The 22222-nt window shown below is 44.5% G+C and carries 19 protein-coding genes; 7 read left to right on the forward strand and 12 right to left on the reverse strand.

Annotated elements, in window-relative coordinates:
- Window positions 1–279 precede the first annotated feature (279 nt).
- Window positions 280–690, forward strand: coding sequence for a GFA family protein (locus AM228_RS14685; RefSeq protein WP_054466851.1), 411 nt, complete (start codon window positions 280–282; stop codon window positions 688–690).
- A gap of 585 nt (window positions 691–1275) precedes the next feature.
- A complete protein-coding gene (gene glgP / locus AM228_RS14690; RefSeq protein ID WP_054466852.1) occupies window positions 1276–3879 on the forward strand; it encodes an alpha-glucan family phosphorylase in 2604 nt (867 codons plus the stop codon).
- Between the two features lie 268 nt (window positions 3880–4147).
- On the opposite strand, the gene AM228_RS14695 is transcribed toward glgP, so the two are convergent.
- Together AM228_RS14695 and AM228_RS32725 are read right to left on the reverse strand one after the other, a co-directional pair.
- Entirely contained in the window at window positions 4148–4363 is a 216-nt protein-coding gene (locus AM228_RS14695) for a hypothetical protein (RefSeq protein ID WP_054466853.1), read from the reverse strand.
- Window positions 4364–4790: 427 nt separating this feature from the next.
- Entirely contained in the window at window positions 4791–4982 is a 192-nt protein-coding gene (locus AM228_RS32725; RefSeq protein WP_156331801.1) for a hypothetical protein, read from the reverse strand.
- Window positions 4983–5161: 179 nt separating this feature from the next.
- Between AM228_RS32725 and AM228_RS14700 the strand changes: the two genes are divergently transcribed.
- Window positions 5162–5695 carry a cyclic nucleotide-binding domain-containing protein gene (locus tag AM228_RS14700; protein ID WP_054466854.1) on the forward strand — a complete coding sequence of 178 codons (534 nt, stop codon included), beginning with the start codon at window positions 5162–5164 and terminating at the stop codon, window positions 5693–5695.
- Between the two features lie 165 nt (window positions 5696–5860).
- Here AM228_RS14700 and AM228_RS32730 read toward each other — a convergent pair whose 3' ends face one another.
- From AM228_RS32730 to AM228_RS14735, 8 genes are all read right to left on the reverse strand, one after another.
- Window positions 5861–6013, reverse strand: a complete 153-nt coding sequence (locus AM228_RS32730; protein WP_156331802.1) for a hypothetical protein — start codon at window positions 6011–6013, stop codon at window positions 5861–5863.
- A gap of 437 nt (window positions 6014–6450) precedes the next feature.
- Window positions 6451–6828 (reverse strand): DUF1815 family protein, encoded by a 378-nt coding sequence (locus AM228_RS14705; RefSeq protein ID WP_054466855.1) that lies wholly within the window; start codon window positions 6826–6828, stop codon window positions 6451–6453.
- A gap of 1075 nt (window positions 6829–7903) precedes the next feature.
- Window positions 7904–8116 (reverse strand): DUF2839 domain-containing protein, encoded by a 213-nt coding sequence (locus AM228_RS14710; RefSeq protein WP_054466872.1) that lies wholly within the window; start codon window positions 8114–8116, stop codon window positions 7904–7906.
- A 151-nt stretch (window positions 8117–8267) separates the two neighbouring features.
- Complete coding sequence (locus AM228_RS14715) at window positions 8268–9872, reverse strand: helicase C-terminal domain-containing protein (protein WP_054466873.1); 1605 nt, start codon at window positions 9870–9872, stop codon at window positions 8268–8270.
- 65 nt (window positions 9873–9937) lie between these two features.
- The gene (locus AM228_RS14720; protein WP_054466856.1) at window positions 9938–10804 is read right to left on the reverse strand and encodes a hypothetical protein; all 867 of its coding nucleotides are present in this window, start codon (window positions 10802–10804) and stop codon (window positions 9938–9940) included.
- 133 nt (window positions 10805–10937) lie between these two features.
- Window positions 10938–11543, reverse strand: a complete 606-nt coding sequence (locus AM228_RS14725; protein ID WP_054466857.1) for a DUF1517 domain-containing protein — start codon at window positions 11541–11543, stop codon at window positions 10938–10940.
- A 55-nt stretch (window positions 11544–11598) separates the two neighbouring features.
- Window positions 11599–13161, reverse strand: coding sequence for a pentapeptide repeat-containing protein (locus AM228_RS14730; protein ID WP_054466858.1), 1563 nt, complete (start codon window positions 13159–13161; stop codon window positions 11599–11601).
- 924 nt (window positions 13162–14085) lie between these two features.
- Window positions 14086–15618: a pentapeptide repeat-containing protein gene (locus AM228_RS14735; protein WP_054466859.1), complete on the reverse strand. Its 1533-nt coding sequence runs from the start codon at window positions 15616–15618 to the stop codon at window positions 14086–14088.
- 569 nt (window positions 15619–16187) lie between these two features.
- Here AM228_RS14735 and AM228_RS14740 point away from each other — a divergent pair.
- Both AM228_RS14740 and AM228_RS14745 read left to right on the forward strand, forming a co-directional pair.
- Window positions 16188–17039, forward strand: coding sequence for a prephenate/arogenate dehydrogenase (locus tag AM228_RS14740; RefSeq protein WP_054466860.1), 852 nt, complete (start codon window positions 16188–16190; stop codon window positions 17037–17039).
- Between the two features lie 432 nt (window positions 17040–17471).
- The gene (locus AM228_RS14745) at window positions 17472–17783 is read left to right on the forward strand and encodes a DUF6679 family protein (RefSeq protein WP_054466861.1); all 312 of its coding nucleotides are present in this window, start codon (window positions 17472–17474) and stop codon (window positions 17781–17783) included.
- 249 nt (window positions 17784–18032) lie between these two features.
- Here the strand turns inward: AM228_RS14745 and AM228_RS14750 are convergent, their stop codons facing one another.
- Window positions 18033–19691: an MBL fold metallo-hydrolase gene (locus tag AM228_RS14750; RefSeq protein WP_054466862.1), complete on the reverse strand. Its 1659-nt coding sequence runs from the start codon at window positions 19689–19691 to the stop codon at window positions 18033–18035.
- Between the two features lie 181 nt (window positions 19692–19872).
- Complete coding sequence (locus tag AM228_RS14755) at window positions 19873–20061, reverse strand: hypothetical protein (protein WP_054466863.1); 189 nt, start codon at window positions 20059–20061, stop codon at window positions 19873–19875.
- Between the two features lie 109 nt (window positions 20062–20170).
- Here AM228_RS14755 and AM228_RS14760 point away from each other — a divergent pair, with 109 nt between their 5' ends.
- The gene (locus tag AM228_RS14760) at window positions 20171–20725 is read left to right on the forward strand and encodes a phycobiliprotein lyase (RefSeq protein WP_054466864.1); all 555 of its coding nucleotides are present in this window, start codon (window positions 20171–20173) and stop codon (window positions 20723–20725) included.
- Between the two features lie 931 nt (window positions 20726–21656).
- Window positions 21657–22222: hypothetical protein (locus AM228_RS14765; protein WP_156331803.1), on the forward strand; the 566-nt coding region annotated here is incomplete at its 3' end.

A 22222-nucleotide genomic window follows, 5' to 3' on the forward strand; every position in this document is an offset into this window, starting at 1 on the left:
AGAGAATAGAGAATAGAGAATTTTCCTATGCATCCTCTTTCCTATGCATCCTCTTTCCTCTTTCCTATGCATCCTCTTTCCTCTTTCCTATGCATCCTCTTTCCTCTTGCCTCTTGCCTCTTGCCTCTTGCCTCTAATGGGGTATGTGGTGCATTTATTTCTGCCCGTAAACTTATATATTGGTTGCGTAATTCCTGATCTGCTGTAGGGGCGCAATGCTTGCGCCCCTGATGCTTTGTATCACACACAATTAAAATAACTATAAAGTACAAAAAAACAATGACTGAAAATCTTGCAAAACCTGTCATATACGAAGGTGGCTGTCACTGTGGGGCGGTGCGTTTTCGCGTCCGGCTGGAAAAGAAACCGAGAAAAGAAAAATATGAAGCAATTTCATGTAACTGCTCAATTTGTAACAAAAAAGGGTTTTTACATTTAATTGTCACCGCCAAAAACTTTACCCTATTAAAAGGAGAAGATGCCCTAACAACTTACCAATTTAATACAGGAGTAGCGAAACACCTATTTTGTAAAAATTGCGGCATTCACTCCTTTTATCGTCCGCGATCGCACAGAAACGGATTTTCAATCAATCTCCACTGCTTAGATGAGGACATACTGGAGCAATTTCAGATTATTCCTTTTGATGGCAAAAATTGGGAAAAAAATATCCACAAGATTGCCGATTAAATATCGCCGATTTTTTCCCAGACCGCTCGATATACTTCTGGCAAAATACTGCCCTCGCTCCCCCCAACCCCCCTTAAAAAGGGGGGCTTTTTATTCTGGGAAAGCCAGAAGTCTAATGACTATGGGGGGAGGCGATCGCCGATGATTTGCGACCCAGCAAGGGCGATCGGCGATCGGGAATATCAGGCAATATCACAATGGCAACTATTAAGAAAATCTAAGATTCACAGAAACTTGCAGAGAAAGCATTTACTCTAATCTTAGACATCTAATTACTGAATCTTCCCTAAACTATGTCCCAAAAATAACCAAAGCCATCATTATACACGAATTCGTGAAAAATTGGCTGTAAAATTCATATTTGCCGTAATAACATTTGTAAATATGAACCGAGAAAAGTCAATGTTTTCTCAGTTTTCGGGATCAAGCATCACTCAAATCATCTGCTTTTCTTGACAAATCACACAAATCACCGACGGAATTCAAAAACGGATCGATGCTTTGTCACCGCCAATACCTACCCTTGAGTGAAACTTTCTCCTAGGCGTTTTTCACTTTGTTTATCAAATTCTGGAGTTGCTTCTTATGCAGCCAATTCGCACATTTAATGTATCTCCCGCTCTCCCCTCAACCCTCGAACCACTAAGGACATTAGCCTATAATCTTTATTTTGACTGGAACACCGAAGCCAAAGACTTATTTCGTCGTCTCGATCCTGACCTGTGGGAATCCAGCCGTCACAATCCGGTCTTAATGCTAGGCACGATCGCCCAATCCCGACTGATCGAAGTCTCCGAAGATGAAGGCTTTCTCGCCCAAATGCACCGAGCCGCCAGTCAACTAGAAGATTATCTCAAAGAACGCACCTGGTTTCGCAAACATCGCCCCAAAGAAAAACAACAAGAATGTTACGCTTACTTCTCCGCCGAATTTGGTCTGAGTGATTGCTTACCCATCTACTCTGGGGGCTTAGGGGTTCTCGCTGGAGATCACCTCAAATCCGCCAGTGACTTGGGTTTACCCTTAGTTGGGGTTGGTTTGCTTTACCAAGAAGGCTACTTTAGCCAGTATCTCAACCCGGATGGGTGGCAACAAGAGCATTACCCCATCAACGACTTTTACAATATGCCCCTGCATTTAGAACGGGATGCGAACGGCGAAGAACTGAGAATTGCCGTAGACTATCCCGGTCGCCAAGTTTACGCCAGAGTTTGGCGAGTGCAAGTGGGCACAGTGGCATTGTATATGCTCGACACCAATATCGAGCCCAACAATCCTTACGACCACGACATCACCGATCAACTCTACGGAGGAGATCAGGATATGCGGATTCACCAAGAAATTATGCTGGGGATTGGTGGGGCAAAAATGCTGAAAGCCTTGGGACTGAAGCCCAAAGCTTATCACATGAATGAAGGTCACTCCGCCTTTTTATCCTTGGAACGGATTCGAGAATTAATTCAGGAAGAAGGACTGAGTTATCTGGAAGCCAAAGAAGCGGTCACCGCCAGCAATTTATTCACCACCCATACCCCTGTTCCCGCAGGGTTTGACCTGTTCCCCGCCGAAAAGGTGATGTATTATTTGGGTCACTATCAAGAAATTTTTGGCATTTCCCGCGAACAATTTCTCGCCTTGGGACGGGAAAAAAGTGGGGATTTAGATGCCCCATTTAGTATGGCAACCCTAGCGATTAAAACTGCCAGTTTCTACAACGGGGTCAGTAAGCTGCATGGGGAAGTGTCACGGGATCTATTTAAGGATCAATGGCCCGAAGTGCCGGTGAATGAAGTGCCGATTACTTCAATTACCAATGGGGTTCATGCTCGCAGTTGTGTCAGCAAGTACAATCAAGAATTGTTCGATCGCTACCTCGGACCCAAGTGGCCATCCACCCCGGCAGATCGCCCGATTTGGGATAAAGTTTACTCCATTCCTGATGAAGAATTGTGGCGGACGCACGAACGCTGCCGGACCGAATTAGTCGTGTTTGTCCGAGAACGGTTGCAAAAATATTTGCGCGATCGCGGTGCTTCCCTGGTGGAAATTGAACACGCCAAAAATGTCCTCGATCCCACTGTATTGACCATTGGGTTTGCTCGTCGTTTTGCCACCTACAAACGGGGTAACTTATTCCTCCGCGACCTAGACCGCATCAAACGGATTTTATTTGACCTGCATCACGAGCGTCTTCAAGGGGGACTGGGGAGCCATAAAAAACGCATGGTTCAGTTCGTGATTGCCGGAAAAGCCCACCCCAAAGATATTCCGGGCAAACAGATGATTCGCGACATCATCCACACCGTTCGGGAACAGGGATTAGGCGATCGTGTAGTCTTTATTCCCAACTACGATATCTACGTTTCTCGGCTAATGGTTGCCGGTTGTGACGTTTGGCTGAATAACCCTCGGCGCCCTCGCGAAGCCTCCGGCACCAGCGGCATGAAAGCGGCCATGAATGGCATTCTCAACCTAAGTATTCTCGATGGTTGGTGGGATGAAGCGGACTATGTACGCACCGGGTGGCCGATTGGCAGTGGTGAAATGTATGAAGATCAAAATTATCAAGATCAAATCGAAGCCAATGCCCTCTACGATTTAATCGAACAAGAAGTGGTGCCCCTGTTCTACGATCGCGATCCCGAAGGGATTCCCCATCGCTGGGTGGCCAAAATGAAAGACGCCATTCGCCTGAATTGCCCCACCTTTAACACCTCGCGGATGGTCGGTGAATATGCGGAAAAAGCTTACTTTACCGTGAGCGATCGCTATGACACCATGACAGGGAACCACTATGCTGCCGCCAAAGAACTTGCCCACTGGAAACAAAAGCTATTTAACAATTGGTACGACATCAAAATTGTCGATATCGATATTTCTGAATCCGCCGACATTCAGGTTAACCAAAATATAGGCGTAAAAGCCCGAATCAACCTAGCTGGGTTATCCCCATCGGATGTAGAAATTCAACTCTATAAAGGCGCCGTAGATGCAGAGGGCGAAATTGTGAACGGTCAAACCGTGGTGATGGATCATCAAGGGTTCGACTCTCACCACCACAGCGTTTACACGGCCACCATTAATTACACCGCCTCCGGGTTACAAGGGTTATCATTGCGGGTATTACCCAAACATCAATATTTGAGCAACTCCTACCAACCGGGTTATATTCTCTGGGCGAATAGCTAATATTTTAGAGTTTTTCCCTTTGAGGTTATCGGTCTGAGGAAAAAACCCGGTTTCTTAGGAAATCGGGTTTTTTCATTGTTTTTTTATTGTTTTTTTATTGTTTTTTCATTTTTTTTCATTGATGCGGCGCCGATGTTTTTTTTGTTTATGGTCAAACACGATCAAAAAACTAGATGCCGTGAGAGGATTATATCGATGCTATATAATAATTCTGATAGTTATCAAGTCTAAATATAAAAAATCATGAAAAAATCATTTAAATAATCATTTAAATAATCGCTGAAATTTCATTGCCAATCTTAATCCGTCTGCGAACCACAGAACGGAGTAAGCGGTCAATTGCTTGTCGCTCTTCGTCATTAATCGCTTCGGTCATAATCGCTGCCATTAATCCATAGCGGTCAGCCTTTGTGAGTTGTCGGGTTTTACTCACGTGAGCCATCATTTCGCCAATGGCTCCTGGTAATAGGTTAACGTTTACCATACAAGGTTGCTGAAACACTCTAATTGTATCTTGACACATTTTCATAACATAATCCGTGATTACATCGACAACTTAGTTGTGATTTCTGCCATCAAGGGAAGTGATATGCATAGCCGTTTTTTGTGATTTCCAGCATATACTTAAGTGATGCCTCCGCCCAACATTGGGGAAGGAATCACCGTCGGCGATGAATTTGTAGTAGGGGTGAACAGGCGTTGATCCCTAATTTTGAAAGGGAATAAAGGGGATTTGGTATTCTCTGAGCGCGATCGCCTTTAAGGTAGCTGAAGCAGGAACACCTAGAAAATTGTGAAAATTGTGCTGCTAACTCTTGAAAAGGTCCGTTTTACCCTGGAGGTAGGATTTATCCTGGAGGTAGGAAAAATTGCCTGGAGGTTGTATTCTGTGATTGTTTCACCAGAAAGGCTCATCGGAGACGTAGGAGCACCCTAATTATTCTGACCACAGAGGTCAGCGATCGCTCGCTGCTGGCTCGCCAAGGATCCGGGCTGTGTCCTCCAGGCTGATTGTTTGCCCCCAGAAACAGATCGCCGATTCCAGTGCGATCGCTGACCGCGAAATCACAAAAGATGATCGTTATTTGAGGATTATTTGACAAAAATCGGTTCAAAACCAAGAGAAAACCGCTACCGATTTTAGGTCAATTATGTTACTCTAATTGCGCGGGGTTGAGATTATCCCTCCTTCATCCCCACCCTCAGATTTATTAGAGTTGGCTGGTGATTCATTCATCTTTACTCAATACTTTTGTCAATCAGATCGGGAGAACATATCACCATGACTAAAGCACTTTTTATTCTCAACGAATTGATTAATGAAGACTTAGACTGGATTAGCGAAAAAAGTCGGAAAAGAATCATTCAAGCTGAAGAAATTTTAATCCACGAAGGAGAAGAAATTCAAGCTCTTTATATGGTCTTAACCGGCACCTTAAGCGTTTCTATTAAGCCGTTAGAAGATGAAGAGTTAGCGAGAATTTATCCCGGAGAAATCGTCGGCGAAATTTCTTTTATTGATAATCGGCCAACGGTCGCCACCGTCAAAGCCCTGGAAGAATCGGTGGTTTTAGAAATTTCTCGGTGGGAACTGACATCAAAACTCAACCGCAATATGGCATTTGCTGCCCGATTTTATCGGGGAATTTCTATGTGTCTGGCGGACAGAATTCGCGGCACCGTGGGGCGATTAGGCTATGGCAAAGATATCGAAGAAGATTTAGATGACAACCAAACCATTAATCCGATTGTTTTGCATAACCTAGAATTAGCCGAAGCTAAGTTTAACTGGCTCATGGCTAACGCAACTTACTAAAAACTTACTAAAATTTAGGCTTTTTTTCTGGGATCAGAGCCTTGATTAAGAGTCTTGATGACGAGTCCTGATTAACTTGCTGAAGATGGCGGCATCATTTAGCATAATCAAAATCCAACGATTTATGACCATAAAAATGCCATGATTTTCAGACCAAAAAGCGGATTAAACTATGCCACCGATGGTAATTAAGTCAATAATGGTAAATAACTGATTTAGCCCAAACCGCCAATAAGCTTGTTGAACTGAGCAAATCGCGTCGCGATCGCTGAATCCATAATTCCACTCAAATATAACGCCCTCGTTACACCATAGCATCTATTTTCAGCACCACATCCCGAATCATCTTGGTCAAAAATCGCCAGTTAAGTCCCTAAGCAGAATCCCTGAGCCGAATCCCTGAGCCAAATCCCTGAGCCGAATCCCTGCGGCCTGAAATCTATAGAAATGTACGATAAAAGTACGATAAAAGTACGATAAAGGCACGGGTCTGGTACGGCAAATTCTTTCCCGGTCATAGTGAAAACCGGGGTGATTTGATGGCTGATATTCGCAATTTCGGCTGGAGAATTGATTCAAAGCCAGATTAATCTAATTAATCTAAAGCGAGACTAGCTGGTGGTCAAGAAATCAGCCGGTTGAATCCCCAAGTTGAATCCCCAAGTTGAATCCCTAAGTTGAATCCCTAAGTTGAATCCCCAAGTTGAATCCCCAAGCTGTTCCTTAACCCCACTTTCTCTATGAACGGGGTAGGCTTAGGCGTGCTGAGTTTTCAGTTCAGTATCCCATTCCAGGGTTTTATCCTTGGCTTTTGCTGCGTCCATCGGCTTGATTTGATACTTGACTAAATTTGCCAGTTCTTGCAGTTGAGCGATCGCCTCTGCACCTTCCAACTTCATTAATTCGCGATCGTCACGCATTTCCGTCCAGGTAATCCCATAGTCCGACACCAAAAATCGAATCAGGTGATTTTCCCCTAGGCTGACCATAAAGGATGCGCTATTGAGCTCTCCTCCACAGGTATAACAAGAGGCCAGATATCCCCGGTTTTCCAGCACGATTGCCAATGCTTGCAGATTCATCACCAGATCCCGGACAAATTGACGGTGTTGTTCAGCGAGTCTTATAAACACAGTAGTCCTCCATTCACCACACCTTATACACTTTAGCGTAAATTTTATATTTTCTTTAGATTTGCCCCTGCCGCTAAGATTTATCTACCAACCCTGGCGAAAACTCACCAGACCTTTCTCAGATTGCCGAGGTTCTAATTTAACCGATTTTTCAGATCCGAAAAGTATCAAAACAATCTACTCAGAAAGTGCTATACCTTCAGATCCTCAACAGGGGGTTAGATTTCCGGAAAACTTTAGTGGTAAATCTTTTTCTCAGTTTGGGGTGAAACCGATCACAAAAGGCTGGTATGGTGTAGTTTTCAGATGTTTTTCGTCAAAAAAATTTGATGATTTAAAATTCTTATCATCACCATTTAGAATTTGCGTCGTTTGGTTGCTATTATAGCATAGCTCATTTTAAACCTTGGTGTTTTGTTACAATACTTAAGGAATACTGAGCCATTTGATTAAATATTCTTATAAATAATTATCGGCAATTAAAAAACCCCGGCCATAAATTAAGCCTATTATGGCAAAGTTTTGAGGCTAATATCGATTTCATGGGAGTTTGAGGGTTTAATTTCCCAGGTTTGATTGGGAAAAAATTAAGCTCATTCCGGTTTAATTTTTTAAATTCCGCCGCCAATATGTCAGGATACAATAACATTTTTGGTGCCGATAGAGCGGAGTTAATTGGGAAAAATTTAAGTTAACCAGAGATGCAGATCGGCAGTAATTCATGGGCGATCGCGACTGAGAATCCCTCATCCATCCAAAAATCAACTCAAAATAAATTAGCTTGACACGGGGCAAAAAATATTTAGATTTTATTTATTTTTTTCTCAATTGAAACGGAACAAAAAGTCAATCTCTGATTTGCCACGCTGATTTACCAAGTAGATTTTCCCGAAAATAGGGGTTTTCAATTTTGTCCTAAATATTAAAAATTTATAAATAGTATGTATTAGCTAGTCCGCATTCAGCGGTCAGCATTCAGCGGTCAGCATTCAGCGGTCAGCCCACAAACAGGGTGATGTGACGGATGTAGAGAGTAGAGACGCGATCGAGAAATGCGTCTCTACGGCTGAGGCGATTAGTTAATTGCCCACCACCCCAAAGAAGGGCCGATAAATCGGACAGTGAGCCACCAAACCACCAGCAATGCAATCCCCACCCAAGCTCCTTTAGTGGTCAATTGGACAAACTGATCAGCTTGACTTTTCGTCACTGGCATCCAAGGTAGGATGTAATCCTCGTGACCGTATTTTTCTCCTAATGCCTCTTTGCGGCGTTTTGCTTCTCCCATAGTTAATTCCCCTGCTGATAATGAATATTGTGTTATCTGTAGAAACATTTTAAGGGAGCGGGGGTAAACGGTGCTTTCGGTGCGGGAGAAAGGACTTTCGGACGTAGCAGCGGAAAATCCACTTTCATCCAAATAACCGATCGCAAAGTAACTAATTATTTTTGGCATCCCCAAAACAAGTTATATCTAGATAGTCGATGCGGGCATAGGGACTGAGGGCGGCCAATACTTCTTTGCCGTAGGTGCGGTGTAGTGTACGGTTGTCCAGCAAGGCGACCACCCCTTGAGTTTGTCGCAGGGGTGCGATCGCCTGTTGTAAGGTATTCAAAGCCGTGGGCAAAAGATAGAGGCGAAACCAATCCTGCCGGTTTTGTTTATAATAAGCCACCCGACCGGCTACCAGGGGATTTTCTAGGGAAGGAATGGGCAAAGTAGCGATCGCCAGCAGTTTTGGCGGCGGGAAAAAGGATGGTGGGTGCTGACACCAATATTCCCAGCCAGTGACTAAAATTCCTTGGTCATTTTCTGGGGGTTTTTCCACCTGCACCCGTGAGCCAAATTCTGCCGCGAGAATCGATCCCAGCCGCGCTTTCAGGGGAACATCGTCTACCACAATCACCGTGAGTCCCTTGGCTGAGGCACTAATACAAAGTAACTGGCGCAGTTGCTCTAATAATACCCCTTGAAATTGGGGCGTATTTGGCATAGGAATTCGCTCCGGCAAGTAAAGCTGAATGATCTCATTCTGGCGATCGACGGAAAATTTGACACAAGTTAAATCTCCCAAGCCAACTTTTTGCCGATAGATCGAGGCGTCTGAGTCCAGATCCAAAGCGCCACCAATCAGCACCACGGGCTGTTGAGGCCAAACATTGGCCAAAGCGGAAGCCACTTCAATCGGGCCACTGGATAAAGTAAACTGACCGCGATCGCGGTTAACTTCTGCCCAGAGCAAAGAAGACCGGTCTATAGCCGAGTTGCCTTCCTGAGCGGCATTATGGGGGTGAAATTGTTGCCAAAAAAGATGCCAATTATCGGGCAAAGAGAGGACTTTACCGCGATCGGAAATAGACCCGGAATCAGTCTGAGGGGAAAATTCCAGGGCGTTGAGTAAATCTTGAAGAATTTCTTGCTCCGTTTGATCGAGCAAATAGCACTGATAAGGATTGGCGGGATGCTGAAACAGCGAATGGGTGAGTTTTACCCGAACTTGACGGATGGTTTCCGCGCGATCGGGACGGGCGAGAAGTAGTTGATTCCAGTCACTTTCATTGAGGCTAAAACTAAGTTGCTGACGCGCCGATTGTTCTAATTGATCGGCACAGTCGAGGATGGTTGGCACCCCACGAGGCAATCGACCGCTGTCAGATAAACGGTCTGCTAACCAAGATTCTGGAGAAATAATCAGCAGACCGGGGAAGTCCTCCCCAGGCCAGCGATCGCCGGTGCGAATGGTTTTATGAGTGCCAATCCATTGCTGTAACTGAGGAATTTCCACAAACTGTAAACGCTGTTGCACGGAATCCGGTGCCACCAAGATGGCCGGGGAAGACCACATTAAGATCGGCATCAGATAACTCAGGCGGTGACGTCCGTAGAAGCCCACGCTCGGCACCCCGGTTTGGATCAAGGCACTCCGACCCAGACGCAACGCCCGTGCTACCAGTCGCCCCATCGTCAAATGATGGGGCCAGTATGGTTCCGCCTGCGATCGCAGGAATGCACGGAGTTGTTGGTGGACTTCTACTTCAATCACTTTCAAAACAACTTTTAAAGTTTCACTGGGGGTATATAACAGTTCATTCAAGCACCCCGGAGCAACTAGCGTCTACGTCCAGCAAAAGAGCGCCTCGAACCAAAGCCACTTCTCACGGCGGGCGATCGGCCACTGCCAAAGCTGCCAGAACCGCGCTGGAATCGGCTAGTGGCGGAAGGTTCCGAACGTTTCAGGTTACTCGCACCAAACCCCGAACCCGTAGGCCGATTATTGCTCACCGCAGGAGTAGAACTCTTCCCTGTGACTGGATTATTGGATCGGATTCGACCCGTTGTCCGAAACTGAGAAGTATTTTTCACCGCTGGAGGGGGAGACTGGTAGCGAGTTTGATATTGCTGCACCGCTTGGCTATAAGTATTGCCATATCCACCATAGCCTGTGAGAACGATTCCGGGTTGATAAATCGGGGGCACATAGTAATGGGGAGTAAACAACATATTTGCCACCATTTGTCCGGCTAATGCCCCAGCAAAGGGAGTCCAAAAACTCGACTCGCGTTGCACAATCACCGTTTGGGGTTGATTGGTCTGCGGGTTGGTTTGGGTTTCCGTCACCGTGTGGATATACTCAATTTTGAAATCTTCACTCAGGTGTAAAACCGCTTGACCAGAGGCAATTTCCAAATAACTGCTTTGGCCGTGGGAAATTTCTTCATCGGTTAAACGGGCCATCTGTAAATCGGTGGTGACAAAGACCGACTGTGGAGCATTGAGTACAAATAAACTATAAGCACCATCCCCATCGTTATAACTACCTTGTTGAACGGGATAGCGGCCTGTAGGGAGTTTGGTGGCAGAGGCGGCGGCGATGAAATTAGCCCCTGGTATGATGGCGGCGGTTGATTTCCCAGCCGCTAACGTCGTCGAACAGAGCAAGATTCCCAGGAAAAGTGCAATGAGTTTGAGAAACATAAATCAATCAAGAAAGGGTAAAAAATACATCTGGATTCGGATCTCACCTGTGTGGGTAGGAACAAGCGATCGCTTGCTCCTACCAGCGATGCTTAGGCTTTGGCGTAAGACCTGTAAAGTCTCACAATCAAGCCTATAACGGAATCAATTCAGGAAAATATTCTAACAACTGTTCATCGGTGAGTCGATCGCCGAGTTGGGCGGGAGAAAAATGAATTTGAATGGCGCGGAGTTTTTCTTGATAGTGTAAGTTGATTAAAGCGTTGAGGGCAGCGCCCAGGGCTTCAACTTCGCTTAAATCCGTTTCCAGGTCAGGCACTTCGCCTTCATAAGCAACGGTGAGCATGACCACTAAATTCTGAGTCACGGGCAAGGATAAAAGTGCGTCTGGGGAAGTTTCCGCTTGATTGGGATCAATTTCACTCAAGTATCGTTGACCAGAGTCGGTAAACAGTTCAGTCCAATAGTCTCCGGCTTGCCCTTCATCCCAAAATACATCGCCTTCGTTGGCAGCAGATTGCCAATAAGCATCATTTTCTAGTAGCTTTTGACAAATTTCTACCAATCCTTCACCAATGACGGACAGATCGCCGTCAGAGGCGATCGCCTCTCTGGCAATGCCATTGAGCAATCCCAGCAGCGGCGTCACCTCTGACCCTTTCAAGTGAACAAATAAGCGACAGACCACAAAGCGAGTCCGGCCAAACATTTGATTCATGCGATCGGTAATGGGTTTCATCTTTGTTTCCTCATGGATGCAAAAAAACTATCCTCTATTCAAGCCTTAACATTGGTTATTCTTCTAAATAATAAAATCCTTGAACAAACTCCACTAACTTTTCCAAAGACAATGAATCGTTCTTTTTGCTTCTCAGGTGGCGATCTTTCACGGAATTAAAGGCCGACGATGAAGGAATTAACCTTTGCCCAAAACTGGGGTCTTGATAAAGGTCAATGGTGCGATCTCTTGAATTCGTTATTTTTACCTGAGTAGGAGCCTGTAAAAAATTTAGCTTCATTCCTTCAGAGTTTTTTGGCAGTTCCAGCTTCATTTCTTGAGTCATTTGCATCGTTTGACTCAAAGCTCTACTCAATTGCTTAATTTGCTTCAAAGCTTCCATGCTATGACTTTTAATCGCATATCCTTGCAACATTTTCATCAATCGCACAATATTCGCCTGGGTTTCTCTAGCGTTTTCAAAGGGTAAAACTGCTAAATAAGCCGTTGGGAAAATTTGCTCGTCACTATCAACCTTGAAAATAATTTGGGTGCGGCGAAATCCTACTTCAATACTAGGAGAATGGTGCCACAAATTACATTGTTTATAAATTTGATAATAAGTATTTGCTAGAGCCAAATTCGCTTCCGGATCGTTCGGCTCATCCACAATAATCCGCACCGTCGGTGGGGTTTGATTGAAAAACTTTTTCGCTTGTTCTGGTGTAAATCTGTAGATTTTACTGCGATCGCCGTGAGCACTCAAATCAACCCATTCACAGGTAATCCCTTCAGTTTTGAGATCATATCTGGCTACGGCAAAAAGTTTAGCTCCCGTTAATGTAGCGCCACTGAGATCCGCCCCCACCCAGTCAACGCGAATCAAATTCGCTTGGGTTAAATCAGCGTGAACAAAGCTGGCATTGGTTAAAGTCGCATTGGTCAAATCGGCTCCTAGTAAATTCGCCCCACTTAACTTAGCATCGCTCAGGTCAGCCCATCTTAAATTGGCACCACTGAGGTCAGCCCAGCGCAGATTCGCCCCTCTTAAATTGGCGCCATTGAGATTGACCCGACTGAGATTCGCGTGCCTGAGTTCTGTATCACTCAGATCAGCCCCACTGAGATCCGATCGACTGAGATCCGTGGCACTCAAGGTGGCGTGTTCTAAGTTGGCGCCCACTAGACTACATCCGCGCATATCCGCCTCACTCAAGTTGGCACCACTGAGATTGGCTTGTTTGAGTTGGGCTTCTCGCAGATCCGCCCCACTGAGGTTGGCTTCCCGCAAGTTGGCTTCGGACATTTCCGCCCTAATCATTTCTGCCCGAATCAAAGCCGCTTGGATCATTTCTGTGCCTTTAAGGTTAGCCCGGACTAAGTTGGCGACATTGAGAATGGCGCCATTGAATTTGGCCAGGGTAAAATTTGCCCCACTCATTTTGGCGACATTGAGTTTGGCACCCGTTAGGTTTGCTTCGCTAAGATTGGCGCCACTGAGATTGGCAATACTCAGGGTGGCATCAGAGAAGTTGATCCCAGCTAAATTTGCTCGACTGAGGTTAACTTCTGTGATGTTGATCCCAGAAAAGTTTCTTTCTCCATCGCCATATTTTTTGAGAATTTCCTCTGCTTCCATTGTACCTTTAATATTTTTGATGAGGTTTTCACTTCAAACCTACCAGGGAGCGATCGCGTGCTGGGATGAAATTTTTGCTTCAAGATGCTGACCCACCGGCATTGGGCTGGAAACAAGATCCAAAAAACACGCCCGAAGGCTTTTCATCCGCTTGAGCAGGCACAAGGTAGGCAGTTCAAGGGCGATCGCGTGGTCTTCGGTTGGTAGTTGCTTGGCAAAAGACTGATGACTTTTAGGTTCAAACCAGTCTAAATCCCAGTCTAAATCGACTTCAACTTCAAACGACCCAGAAAGGATGTTTCCAGGTGAGAAGATGATCGCCGCTCACTTTCTATGATGACTCAGATTATGACGTGATTTCTAATTGATTTAAATTTTAAAACTCGTGTCTGAAGATATGTATCATAGGGATTAAATCTGAGATCCGGGAGCAATCCGGGCGCTTAAGGTGGAGATATATTTTTTGGCTGGGATGCTTTCAGCGACGTTTCCTGTTCAAAACTTCCCCTGGGCCGATGGTCAATTCCTGGGTTCAAGCTGGACTGGGTAATACCAATTTCAAAAATGATCACTACAGATTAATGTGACGCTGGCTCCCCCCAAACCATTTTGACTAAAGAAGGATTAAACTACAAAAGATTAAAGTAAAGGGGCATTAAAGTAAAGGGGCATTAAAGGGGTATGTTTTGTCTAAGGCTTGTCTTTGTCTAAGGGATTAAAAATTGGCTCATTCCTCAATCAAAAAATCCCCATATGACAATTAATCAAACCTGAAGGTTTTGTCAAATTGACCAGGTAAAAATTTGGTTTGGCAACTTTGCGTAAATCCCGGTTATTGATGATATCTTTGGTTACATTTCCCGCAGATATGCGGTTGAGTTATCATCTAAGATAATCTAACCATAAATTGAGTTTATGGCCGATTTATCGGTAATTGCCTGGACGATAATTACCACCATCTAAACCTTTGATAAAGTTAACAATAATATTGACAGGGGGCAATTTTAAATTGGGGACAGAAATGACGAATTCTGAGATTTCAGCAATTAAAGAGATTAACAAACGTTTGCCAAAGTTAGGATTATGATATACATCCAAGGTTCGATTTCCTGAATTGGTTAATAGGGTTTGGGTATGAGCCTGAAAAAATTTTTCTCTTTGGACTGTGCGAGTAAAGGTTGGTGAATTATGGATTTCTTTAACACTTTCTATCGCTTGATTCAGTCGATTTAAGATTTCAGGAGATTGAATCATTTGCACCACATGAATCAGATTTTCTTGGGTAACTTTAGCATCAGCAAAAGGCAGGATAGCGGCGAAGGCGATCGCAAATAAACTCTGGTCACTGTCCATTGTAAAAGTGAGTTTGGTTCTCCGTTGACTGAGTTCAATATTTGGCGGAATCGTCATGGCGGAATACCTCTGAGCAATTTGATGATAGGTCAGGGCAACCGCTAAATGAGCATCGGCATCCAAGGGAGCATCAATAATAATTTGCACCGTTGGCAACGTATTATGAAAAAAGCTTTCCGCTCCTTGGCCGGTAAATCGGTAAACTTGTGTGCGATCGCCATTTTGACTCAGATCAACCCACTCACAAGTTAACCCTTCAGTCTTCAGACCAAAACGAGACACCGCATAAAGTTTGGCGCCGGTTAAGGTCGCCCCAGAAAGATCCGCCCCCATCCAATCCACCTCGCTGAGATTAGCTTGGCGTAAATCCGCATAAACTAAACTCGCATCAATTAAATTCGCCTGATGCAAATTCGCGCCTCGTAAATTCGCCCCACTCAATTTCGCTCCCGTCAGGTCAGCCCCACTCAAATTTGCCTCACTTAAGTCTGCCCAGCGCAAATTCGCCCCACTCAAGTCGGAGCCAATCAATTTGGCACTAGAGAGATCCGCTTGTCTCAACTCTGTATTTCTCAAATTAGTGGCGGTGAGATCCGCTTCACTAAAATTCGTTTCTCGCAAATTTGATAATTCAAGATTAGCCCCAATCAGAGAAGTTCCGCGAAAATCTGCCTCCGTTAAATTGGCATTGACTAAGTTGGCTTGTCTGAGTTTAGCTTCGCGTAAATTGGCGCCATTTAAATTCGCTTGTGCTAAATTAGCTCCACTTAATTCTGCTCGCATCAACTCCGCTCTAATTAAAGCCGCTTTGATTAGTTGTGCATCACTCAGATCCGCTCTAATTAAATTAGCAACATTGAGATCCGCACTCGACAGATTCGCCCCTGTCAAATGAGCGCTATTCAGTTTAGCCACATTCATTTTTGCATGAGAAAGATTCGCCCCAGAGAGATTCGTCCCACTGAGATTCGCAATACTCAAGTTGGCTCCACTTAAATCGATATCTCGTAAATCTAACTGGGAAAGATTGACTTCAGTCAGGTTACTACCAGCAAAATTTCTTTCGCCCAAAGCATATTTTTTGATCAGTTCTTCAGCTTCCATCGCCCTACCCTGAAAAATTCCGATGTGATATATTTAACTTTTAGCTAATTTTAGCTCAAAATTAAATATATCATATAGAAAAGTTAATAAATTAAATTGTCTGGTTGATTAATATTTTCGAGCGTTTTAATTCTCTAGCGAATCACTTTCATGGGGCTAGAGAAAAAAATCTGAAAAAATTATTTGATTGAATTCGAGATTTTTAGCCAGAATCCAAACAAAACACTAATCTACAAAAGCTCCAATATTTTATTTTGACAGAGGGTTGCCGCGTCAACATGGCCAATAAAGACTCCTGGGCAGACAGCATAAGGGCAGACAGCATGGGCGAGGCGGGTGATTTCGCCAGAGGACTCAGGGGGCTGCGTGAGAGTAGATTCCCGCTGGCTGCGGAAATCTACTCATGGCAATGGTAAGGTTATAGGTGCATCCAAAGTCCGTCATAAAAACTCGTGAAGCAATATATCTCACGGTCTATGATGGCTCCGCTTGAAACTAGGTTCTTTGAACCACTCACAGGATGTGCTTAGTTCACTATGATGACCGATTGTCAGTTTTTTGGATAGCAAATGAATATTGGGATTGTTGGACTGGGACTAATTGGTGGTTCATTAGGGTTGGATTTGCGCTCACAGGGGCACCAAGTTTTAGGGGTTTCTCGTCGCCAAACGACTTGCCGAGTTGCCAAAGAACGCGGCATTGTTGATGAATCTGATGTGGATCTCAAGCTGATGGCATCCGCAGAGGTGGTGTTTATTTGCACGCCGATCGCTTTGATTGCGCCGACGGTAAAACAGCTTATTCCTTATCTGGCTGCTGATGCCATCATAACGGATGTCGGGTCAGTAAAAATGCCAATCGTCGAAGCAGTTTCTCCCCTGTGGCCGAATTTTGTCCCCGGACATCCGATGGCTGGTACGGCAGAAACAGGTGTAGATGCGGCATTACGCAATTTGTTTGTCGGGCGACCTTATGTGCTGACCCCGATCGCCACCACTCCTTTGAATGCGGTGGCAATGATCGCCCAACTTGCGGCTTCCCTAGGATCCCAGGTTTATCAATGTAGCCCCCAATCCCACGATCGCGCCGTGGCTTGGATTTCTCACCTGCCGGTGATGGTAAGTGCCAGCTTATTGGATGCTTGTACCCAGGGTGAAACGGATCCGACGGTGCTGGAATTGGCGAAACAATTGGCTTCTTCTGGGTTTCGGGATACCAGTCGGGTCGGTGGGGGTAATCCTGAACTGGGACTGATGATGGCTCAATACAATCGCTCGGAATTGCTGCGATCTCTATATGTTTATCGAAACACTCTCAATGATTTGATTTCCCAGATCGAGGCCGAAAATTGGCCGGGGATCCAAGAAAAACTCGCACGCACCGCCCAGGAACGTCCGGAATTTGTCAAAAATTTAAACTGACCCCATTGCCTGGAAACGCCAAACAAGCGTTAAAATAGTTCACACAGATGACAATCGTTCATCAAAACAAATGCATTCAATTGTTCTCAAACCAATGGCGACAATTTTTCTCTGGACATTTGTTGCAAAATTCGATTGGCGGATTGCTTTTGATGGCTTTTTCAGCAATCAACGCAGCCAAATGCTCACTTTTCGAGTTAAACTATTCAACTAACTCAGTCTAAGAGGTCGATCCCGCCCCTAGAATGTAACAATCAATACATGATTTCTCAATCCAAATCAATCCTAATCAATCCTAAATTGAGCGAAGTGAATAGGTGAGTGATTCCCTCACCGATTTGACATTCACCAAAGCATAAACTGTTGATAATTTGACAGAAAATCAGTCAATAATAGACCTTGAAAAATTTAACCGTCGAGGAGAAACTACCCATGCTACACCGCAAGATATATCAACTTTGTTGTGATGGTCGTGAAGTTTATGTTTTCTTGCGGGATCAGCAACGTTGGATTGAACGTGCTCACATTTTAGATATTGAAGGAGATTTAGTCACCCTGCGCTATGAAACTGATGAAGACGATGAGATTTGTTCTTGGGAAGAAATCGTTCGCTTAGAAAGTATTGGCTCGATTAGTCAAAAGTTAGCATCGGTGCCAACAGGTAATTTTGATCTACCGATTTCTGACGATTGTCCCGAAGCTGAACAATTGCCAAAGTCGTCTCCAGACTCTAATTCAGACTAAAGTTCTAGACCGATATAATCCCTTGATTCTAGGATGTGGTCTAGCAATATTTTGAGATATTAATTAGTCAGTCAGCGATCGCCTGTCTGACTAATTTTTTTATTGGTTATTTATTGGTTATTTATTGGTTATTTATTGGTTATTTGTTGTTGTTTGTTGGTTATTTGTTATTTGTGGCTCACTTTAATAAATAACTAATAAACAATAACCAACAACAAATAACCAACAACAAATAACCAATGAATTAAGTTAAGATTGGGTTCCAGTGGCTTCAAAAGCTGGACAGTATCCCGTGGGTGTCACCTTAAAACTGAACAACGGTGAGTTTTGATTCCAGCAACGTTGCCCCCGGTAGTGCCAGCAGTTACCGCAACAGTCAATTTCTGGGGGGACTCTGGCGGCATTCCCTTGGTTGAGTAGTTCTCTTTGGGATAAACCGCGTAATACCAATTCATCCCCTTGCCAACGGATTTCGACTAATCCCGTGTCCGCAAAGGTTTGCCAGCGGGGATCCGTGGAGATCGCCCCCGGTAGCCCAATAGTCACCCAGTCATCTTCTTCCGTTAATTCCCCTTCATAAGTGGTTGGGGTATTTTCCGGTTGGATAAAGGTTTCACCGATGGGTAATTCTACCAGTTGCATCCCCTGGGGTAAATGCAGTTGGTAACGATTGCGTAATTCTTCCAAATTGGTCAAATCGGCCAAATAGTTGGCGGAACTGTGAAAAAATAGAACGTGCTGAGGGCGAATATTGTGAATCAGTTGGGTGGTGCCAGAAACATCGCAATGTTCCGCCAGTAAGTAAGTTTCCACGAATAATTGCGGGTTCTCAGGGGGGACAGACGGTCGGATACGAGGCTGTCCAGGACTTTCTGGGGTTAAGACTAGCCAAGGGGTCGAAGCGGTTTGGCAATACTGTTGTAAATCCGCAGTTTCATCGGTGAGGACGATACAAGGAGAACCCCCTAAAAGTTGTCTTTGTTCGGGAAGTAATCGCCGCGTCCGAGGTCTTACTCGGTCATCCCAAAACAGGGGTTGATGTTGAGCAAAATTCTGAACGGTGGTCGGCAAGTCCGAGAGTATGTTTAAATAGGCATCACAACCCAGGGCAACTTGTCCATCCACCCAGATATCTAAGTCTTTCCCGGTGAAGTGGTGGTGCGATCGCAGCAACATCAAGAGTTCTTGACCTAAACCCAAGGCCGGTGAGGGCAGAATTACCGATTGTCCTTGGGCGATCGCCCGATTGATCCGTTCTGCCAGTTGATTTTCCAGGGTGCGTCGTTTTCGGATCCGAGAAGTGCCATAAGTGCCTTCGAGAATTAAAACATCAGGACGCAATCCTCGTAACTCCTCCAGGGGCAACCCTTCTACTAATCGCGAATTGGACAGCAGAAAATCTCCTGTGTACAGGACGGTATAAGTATGAGATGACCTTTTTGATTCTTGGGGGTCAAGATAACTCAACAAGATAGCGGCAGCCCCAGGTAAATGACCAGAGGGAAATAGTTGAGCCGTTAAACCATCCAGTAATTCAATCGGGGTGCGCCACGGCAGGGCTTGAAAAAACGGTGTCACCCCTGGGGGATTGCTCATACAAAGATCCGGCCAATTCAGTGGTAATAGTTGCGTGGTCACTTCACTGGCATAAATCGGTAATTGATTAAATGCCTGATGCAACGCTAATAAACCTTGGGCATGATCCGGATGGGCATGAGAACAAAACACCAAATCTGCCGGTAGCCCATTGTCAGATATGGCCTCTGACAATGGGGCAATATTTTTTAAACCACAGTCAAGTAGAACTCGGTACGGACCGATTCGCAGGAGTAAACAAACTCCCTCATCTTCATAACCCACGCTATAGGGTAAACATTCCAGCGGTGTGACGTTGGCTTGGTTTTCCACTTTTGATTGTGATTGATGGCGATGATTGGATTTAGATCGGACTGATGCATGGAACGCAATTGGTCCGTTGTTGTTCTGTGCGGTAACGCACGGACGCTGCATCTAGAGTCGATGGGTCAGTTCTATCTGAAAACCATCTAAAACAACCTAGTAATCTCTAGCTGCTTTTTCAGCTTACCGTTTAACGCTCAAATTCGGATCGCCTTTGCGCCTTTGATGCCAGATGGCGATCCTGAACCAGAATCTTGAACCAGATATCCTCAAGAGCAAGATATCCTCTAGGATAGAGAGGCCGATTTCCCGTTGATTCTCCCGTTGATTCTCCCGTTGATTCTCCCGTTGATTCTCCCGATTGATTCTCCCGTTTCATTTCCTTTGATCCCCAGTTATTTGCCTTATTTGCCGAAAAATTGCGATCGCTAATAATTCAAGCCCTAAAATAGTCAGATGATAGCTTGACTATGAGGAACCGATCAAACATGGACACATCTAAATTTCACTACTTTTTTGACTGTTGTGTCGGTCAATGGAAAACTGAACGCACTTATCATTACTTGACTTATCAGGAAGTGGAGCGATCGCGGACTGAATTTGTGGTGAGTCCTTTGACGACCACCCAAAAAACTCAGGTTCTAGCAGACAATGGGCGACCCCCCCATTCTGACTTAGATACTTTGCCCGGATTTCATCTCGAATTTGAAACCATTTCCGAAAAGGGCGAACAAGTCTCCCAGCAGCTTAATTTGCTTTTTGTCCCCACCAGTTCTCACGGGTCTATTTTAGAAGGAGACTATTTGCGCGATCGGGCTTATGAAGAAGCCAAACCCATGATCTCCCATTTTCGGTTCGATCGGGACACCCGGGAACTACTAATGACCACCAACTACACTCGGGTGATTTCCGTTGATTCAATTACCTTGATTAACCCAAATTTACGCATTCGCAAAATCCTCAACTATCAGCGTCCCTTCAATGACCAGCCTTTAGAACAAGTGGTATTAGTCGGATTTGGGGTTGAGCAAAAAGTTCTCTAATGGGACAAATTTGGTATCTGGGTTATGACCCAAGTCGATCAATTGCAGTCAGTTCGCCAAGAAAATTCCTTAACGACATTGAAAGCTCTGAAATGCACGAAGTCCTTCAATGGGCATAACTCAGATATTTAGTCAATTACTTCCCGGATTACTTCCCGGATTACTTCCCGGATTACTTCCCGGATTACTTCCCGGATCTTGTGTCCTTGTGCCAAATTTATCCATATTTGTCCATACTCTTTTTCGTCCGCAGAAATTTTTAGACTTTTTTAGACTTTTTTAGACTTTAAGCGGGATCTAAGTTGATTTTTTGGTCAAATTTGACCGAACGAGGAAAAATATTAATTTTTGTAACGTTTTTTAACAATTTTGGCAATTAAGTAACCGTCAGTCGGCAAATGGCATACGGTGATAAACCAATGAGTTGATTCATCTCCAGGGGATCTCTCCAGGGGCGATCCCATCATCCGATCCTGAGCAAAGGGAAAAAGTGAACCGGGGACAAAAGATATGATTCAAACTAACCCCTTCAATGATACGATGTGAACATTGAGCGGTGCTTTTATGGATTTTTACTTCCTGTAGCTTAATCGGTCTTAACAGACTTGTCTCAACAACAATTCGCTCAAAAGACCAGTACATTTTTATAATGAATGCTAATTTTTTTCAGGATAGTAGGAATCAGTTTAAAATTAACCGCAACCATAAAACCCCCCTGATTTTGCGTTTGTAACCGGGCAAAAAGTCAAAAAATAATGCTGTATTTTATAGCAAATTATCTGGGCATAAAATAAAAAGAAAACGCTAAACATTATTCAAGCAATGATAGTGTTTTCATTCTGGCGAGCCTCAAATTAGGACGCCTGACCAAAACGCATCGGGGAAATCATTCAATTTGACGAAATTAAGAGGCAGCCATAGGAGGGTGTCAATGGCAAAAAAAAAGCGCGATATGATTAAAGCAAATCCAGATGGACAAATGAAAATGCAAGTATCAATTAGCCGCACTGGTAGTCAGTCTTTCACTACAATGGCTGAAGCCGTGAAGATGTCTCGGACTCAGTTTTTTGAGCAACTATCCAGAGGGAATATCGATATATCTAGTGATGGATCGGAGATCACGATCACCTTAAAAACTAACCTAGTTGATAGCAGTGAAAGTGACACTTCGGCGAGTCACAAGTCCACACAGAAAAAACAAGTGGTTCAAGTGACGGCAACACCGAACCATCGCCTTTCAGAAAAACTATCCTCAGAACAGCAGCATCCTGAGATGGCTGAGGCACAAGATTCTCAGGAACAAGCCAGTTTTATTGTCGATTTAAAACACAAAATTGCTGAATTAGAGCAACAGTTACAACAACAAGGGACTCAAAACACTTCTTCTGTTTCCCCTGAGCAATACCAAGCTTTACAGCAAGATTCGGCAGCACAAGCTAACCGCATTCAGGACTTGGAGCAACAAGTTACCAACTTTGAGCAACAAGTAGCCCATTT

This window comes from Planktothricoides sp. SR001, assembly GCF_001276715.1.
GTDB classification, from domain to species: Bacteria; Cyanobacteriota; Cyanobacteriia; order Cyanobacteriales; family Laspinemataceae; genus Planktothricoides; species Planktothricoides raciborskii.